5 protein-coding genes and 1 tRNA gene are annotated in these 5,152 nt (G+C 64.0%); 1 reads left to right on the top strand and 5 read right to left on the bottom strand.

Annotated features, from left to right (window positions below; genetic code table 11):
- Nucleotides 1-327 (bottom strand): alpha/beta fold hydrolase (locus ACWIVK_RS10665; RefSeq protein WP_448576670.1); only part of this gene is annotated, 327 nt, incomplete at its 3' end.
- Nucleotides 328-412: 85 nt separating this feature from the next.
- Here ACWIVK_RS10665 and ACWIVK_RS10660 point away from each other — a divergent pair.
- Nucleotides 413-2,134 (top strand): ABC-ATPase domain-containing protein, encoded by a 1,722-nt coding sequence (locus ACWIVK_RS10660; RefSeq protein ID WP_448576669.1) that lies wholly within the window; start codon nt 413-415, stop codon nt 2,132-2,134.
- Here the strand turns inward: ACWIVK_RS10660 and ACWIVK_RS10655 are convergent.
- The 4 genes from ACWIVK_RS10655 to ACWIVK_RS10640 form a co-directional block, all read right to left on the bottom strand.
- Nucleotides 2,085-2,882: a 16S rRNA (uracil(1498)-N(3))-methyltransferase gene (locus ACWIVK_RS10655; protein ID WP_448576668.1), complete on the bottom strand. Its 798-nt coding sequence runs from the start codon at nt 2,880-2,882 to the stop codon at nt 2,085-2,087. The two genes, ACWIVK_RS10660 and ACWIVK_RS10655, sit on opposite strands and share 50 nt — an antisense overlap.
- Nucleotides 2,879-3,799 carry a 50S ribosomal protein L11 methyltransferase gene (gene prmA, locus ACWIVK_RS10650; protein WP_448576667.1) on the bottom strand — a complete coding sequence of 307 codons (921 nt, stop codon included), beginning with the start codon at nt 3,797-3,799 and terminating at the stop codon, nt 2,879-2,881. The genes ACWIVK_RS10655 and prmA overlap by 4 nt, the downstream gene beginning before the upstream one ends.
- 4 nt (nt 3,800-3,803) lie before the next feature.
- Nucleotides 3,804-4,796 (bottom strand): sugar phosphate nucleotidyltransferase, encoded by a 993-nt coding sequence (locus ACWIVK_RS10645; protein WP_448576666.1) that lies wholly within the window; start codon nt 4,794-4,796, stop codon nt 3,804-3,806.
- Nucleotides 4,797-5,012: 216 nt separating this feature from the next.
- Nucleotides 5,013-5,086 (bottom strand) — tRNA-Glu (locus ACWIVK_RS10640).
- Nucleotides 5,087-5,152: the final 66 nt, after the last annotated feature.

Raw genomic sequence — 5,152 nt, 5'->3', positions numbered from 1 at the left:
CCGGACGGCACCCTCGATAGCCAGGCGCGTCGCGACCATGGCGCCGAGGCTCGCTCCGACGAGATGCGCGGACTCGATCCCCAGCCGCCGCACGAGTTCAGCGATATCGGCCGTGAACCCGCGCAACGTCAGACGCCCACCGGGATCGCTGCTTCGTCCATGTGCGCGGAGATCGGGGGCGATGACGTCGAAGAAGCGGCGCAGGGTATCGACGATGGCGAGCCAACTCTCGCTGGTTCCGAAGTACTGGTGAAGCAGGATGACCGGAGGGCCCGTTCCGGCTCGGCTGTAGAACACGCTCACGTGGCTGAGATCACAGAACGGCATCTCCCCTCCTCGCTGACAGGCACTGCCAGAGCCGGCCAGCCGAACCACTATACTCACTGCCGAGCGCTCACGGGGAGGGGTTGGTGTGCGCGACATCAGTGCGCTCCGGACGGTTCTCCGGCGTATCGATCGTCGGGGTTACAAGGCCTACGAGGAGCTCCGCGGCTTCTTTCGGCTCGGGGACATCATCCTGGCGATCGACCACGTACAGGGTGATCCGTATGCGCCTCCGTCGCGGGTGCGCGTGATCGTCGATCGTTCTCGGCTGGTCTTTCCCCCATTGACGAATCGTGTACGGCGGGTCGCCATGGAGGATTTTCTCGCTCGGCGTGCACGGCGAGCCATCGATCGACTCGGACGTCGGCGGTCGGGAACCGGTCGCTCGGGGATGATCCAGGTCGATGCAGGTGATCAGGAGGTTCTCGAACGCACCGCCTGCCGGATCAGCGACGATCAGGTCGAATTGCGCCTCTCAGTGGGACTCCCAGCAGCTGGTCGAACAGTGCTCGGTGATGTGGCGGAAGAGTTGCTCACGGCTGCGCTTCCCGACATCGCTCGCTTTGCCCTGTGGCTCGATCGGACAGCGCTTCAGGAAGCAGAACGGTTCATCGCGGTGGTCGAAGATGCGGAGGCCCTGCGCGAGCAGTTGCCCAGGGCCGGTCTGGTCGCTTTCATCGGCCGAGGAGCGATCCTGCCGCGCAAGAGCGGTGTCAGTCAGGAGCCACTGACCGAGGAAGTCGTTCCCTTCGAGCCACCGCCCAGTTTGGAAGTGGAACTGGCGACTCCGCACAGTGGTCGCCTTCGTGGGATGGGTATCCCAGAGGGAGTAACGCTCATCGTCGGTGGCGGATTCCACGGCAAGTCGACGCTTCTCGAGGCATTGGCTCGCGGAGTCTACAATCACATCCCCGGCGATGGACGTGAGCGAGTCGTGACGCGAGCCGATGCCGTCGTGATTCGAGCGGAGGATGGCCGTCGCGTCGTCGGTGTCGATCTCTCGCCGTTCATCCGTGATCTCCCGCTCGGCCGCTCGACGACCTGTTTCACCAGCGAGGATGCGAGCGGGTCGACCTCGCAGGCAGCCAATATCCTCGAAGCGCTGGAGGCGGGCGCGCGGGTGCTCCTCATGGACGAGGACACGTGTGCCACGAACTTCATGATCCGCGACCACCTCATGCGCGAACTCGTCCCCGCTGAGGCTGAACCGATCGTTCCCTTCATCGATCGCGTCCGTCAGCTGCACCGCGAGGCAGGTGTTTCGACCATTCTGGTGATGGGCGGTGCGGGTGACTATCTGCACGTGGCGGATACGGTCGTCTGGATGCATGCCTATCATCCACGCGACGTGACCGTGCGCGCACGCGAACTCGCTCGTCAGCATGGCGACGGGGTGTTCGTTCCACCGAACCCTTGGCCAGGGGTGGTGCAGCGAGTGCCGATTCCGGAAAGCATCGATCCCCGACGACGGGAGCGAACGCGGATCAAGGCGCATGGCACCGAGGAAGTAACCTTCGGGTACGAGTCGATCGATCTTCGATATGTCGAACAGCTGGTCGATCCCAGTCAACTGCGCGCGATCGGGTTGGCGCTGGCCTATGCCGTCGAGCATGACATCATCGATGGGAAGCGGACACTGTCGGCGATCCTCGATCTGGTGGACGAAATCATCGATCGCGAGGGGCTGGATATCCTCTCACCGTACCGGGGCCACCCGGGCGATCTGGCACGCCCGCGACGCTACGAGCTGGCAGCTGCCCTCAATCGGCTGAGGAGCCTGGAGGTGCGGCAGGTTCGTCCGGCTCCCTGAGGTGCGGACGAGTCGGACACGTGCGCGCCTGGACGGCGGCGATGCCACCGATCGCGGCGGTTTCCGCACGCAGAATCAGCGGCCCGAGCGAGCGAAACTCCGCCCCGTGCCGTCGGAAGAGCGCGATTTCCTCGGCTGTCCACCCGCCTTCGGGGCCGACGGCGACCGTGACCGTCTCGTCTGGCGAGAACGAGGCGTATGCGATCGCTTCCGCGTCGGCTGCCTCCCAAAAGACGAGCAAGCGAGCGCTTCGCACGGTGGCGAGTGCGCAGTCGAGCGTCGAGGGGGTGTCGATCTCGGGCAATATGCCGCGCCCGCATTGCTCGCTGGCTTCCATGGCGATCCGCTGCCAACGCGCCAAACGGTGGGTCACATCGCGAACGGCGATCTGAACCACCGTTCGTTGCGTACACAGGGGAACGATGCGAATGACGCCGAGTTCCGTCGCCTTTTCCACCACCAGGTCGAAGTGATCGTGGCGCAGCAAGGCCTGCAGTAACACGATCGGTGGCGGGGGAAGAGGTCGTGCCGGCTGGGCATCGACGAGAACGGCGACCGTGCGTTCAGGATCGAGCTCGATGAGTTCGGCGACGAAATCGATCGAGCGACCATCGCAGAGGATCACCCGATCACCTGGGCGCAGCCGGAGGACACGGACCAGCTGATGGCTCACGCGCCGAGGTAGCGAGACACGAGCGCCGAGTTCGAGTTGTTCGGTCACGAAGAAGCGATGGCCTCGTCGACTCATGGCCGGTTCCGCCGCAGGAGCAGGCTCACCCAATCACCGTCCTGCCGGCGCTCGACGAGTGCAGTGCCGAGCTCTCGATAGCGGCGACAGACTCCCTCCTCGGCAGTCTCGATGATGCCGCTGAGGACGAGGTGAGCGCCGGGCCGTGCAGCCCGCACCAAACGTGGCCCCGCTTCGATCAGGACGCGGGCAACGATATTGGCCACGACGAGGTCATAGGTCTCGCGATCAGCGAGGTCCGCGGTGACATCGCCGATCCGCACCGTCGCACGATCGGCGACGCCGTTCCGCTCCAAGTTCTCCCGCAGGACCTCGCCTGCAACCGGATCGATTTCCCATGCCGTGACCGACCGAGCACCGAGCGCGAGCGCAGCGATGGAAAGGATGCCCGACCCCGCTCCGGCATCGAGGACGCTCATGCCTGGGGTGACCAGGCGTTCCAACCAGAGGAGACAGTGCTGGGTGGTCGGGTGGAGTCCTGTTCCGAAAGCCATGCCAGGATCGAGGTGAACGACGATCTCGTCTTCGCGTGATTCGTACGGGATCCAGGAAGGCCGGATGACGATCCGGTGGCCGATACGCGTCACCGGGAAGTGCCTCTTCCAAGCCTCGGCCCACTCCTCCTCGGCCAGTGTGCGCAGGCGAAGTTCACCGATGCGCCCGAGCTGGCTCAGGTGCCAAAGCCCATGGCGGAGTCGTTCGACTGTAGCCTCGACCTGCTCGTCGAGCGGTAGATAAGTCACGATGAGAACCGGAGTCGCTGGATCGATGGTCGCGTTTTCTCCATCGGGATCCTGTGCCACCGGGTGAAAGACGGCGGCTCCCTGCTGGTAGCCGAAGCGGGCAAATAGTTCGGCGACTGCATCGGCGACCTCAGCATCGGTCTCGACAGCGACTTCGAGCCAACGCGCCGGCATCAGCTCATGCCCCGTCTCGTCCCGAGAAGGTGATCTCCGAGGAATCGCCGACGTTCACGCGCACGAAGTCACCGAGTACCCGGGCGCGGCGACCGACGATCGAGCGGTGCAGCATGACGCCATTGATGGTCGCCTCCTCGTCGATGATCGAGTCGGTGACGATCGCGTGAGAGACGACTGCGCCTGGACCGATGCTCACGTACGGGCCGATGACGGCATGCTCGATGCGGGCAGAGGGATCGATCACGACGGGTGGAACGACCACGGCGGTCGGGAAGGACAGCTGGGGGCCGGCTTGACGGTCGAGGAGGAAACGATTGGTTTCGAGGAGTGCTTCGACCGTGCCGCAATCCTCCCAAACGGAGACAGGTTGCGCCACGATCGTGCGACCACGGTCGATGAGGATCTGGATCGCCTCTGCCAAGTAGTACTCGTTCCCGCGCTTGCGGCCCTCGGCGATCTGCTGCTCGATGGCGTCGATGAGGTCTGCGAAGTCACGGAAGAAATACACCCCGACCACGGCGAGCCGACTGACCGGCTGTGCCGGCTTTTCGACCAGTTGGACGATTCGTCCGTCTTCGACGATGACGACACCGAAGCGACGAGGATCGTCGACCTCTTTCACGAACACGATGCCATCGTACGAACAGGTGAGAAGCGTTTCGAGATCAGCATCGAAAATGAGGTCGGGGAACACGACGAGCGTCGAACCGTGGACGAGACCTTTGGCCTGGAGCAAGGCATGCGATTGCCCCAGCGGCTCAGGTTGCTCGACGAAGACAGCGTCGAATCGGTAATGGGTGCGCACGTACTCTTCGATTTGCTCGCCGAGATACCCGGTCACGAAGACGACGCGTTCGAGTGGCAACCGATTCAGTCGGTCGAGGACATGGCCGAGAATCGGTTTCCCGGCGACGGTCACGAGCGGCTTTGGTTTGCTCCAAGTGTGAGGGCGAAGTCGGGTTCCCAGACCGGCAACGGGAATCACGACGTGCATCGGCCCACCTCCCTCGTCAGACCCGGGGGTATGGCCGCTGGGGTAACGATCGTGCGCGGCCCTGGCGAGATGGCTGTTCCGAGCAGAGCCGATTTCCACCGACACGGCGTGGAGCCGCGCTCGCGCTGGAGTCTGGGCGTATCGAGTTGCAGCGATCGCATACGGCAGGGTCCTCGTCCGCGATCACGCAGGGTAGAACGTTTGGGAAATCCGGGGTGCCCCCAGCGGGATTCGAACCCGCGATCTCCACCTTGAAAGGGTGGTGTCCTAGGCCTCTAGACGATGGGGGCCAGCGCCCACGCAATCTCTGCCAGTATAAACTTTCCCGGGTGATTGCGTCAAAGGTGCGACCTATA

Source organism: Thermomicrobium sp., assembly GCF_053493975.1.
The sequence above is the reverse complement of the archived record's forward strand: the minus strand, read 5'-3'. Positions and strand labels throughout refer to the sequence as shown.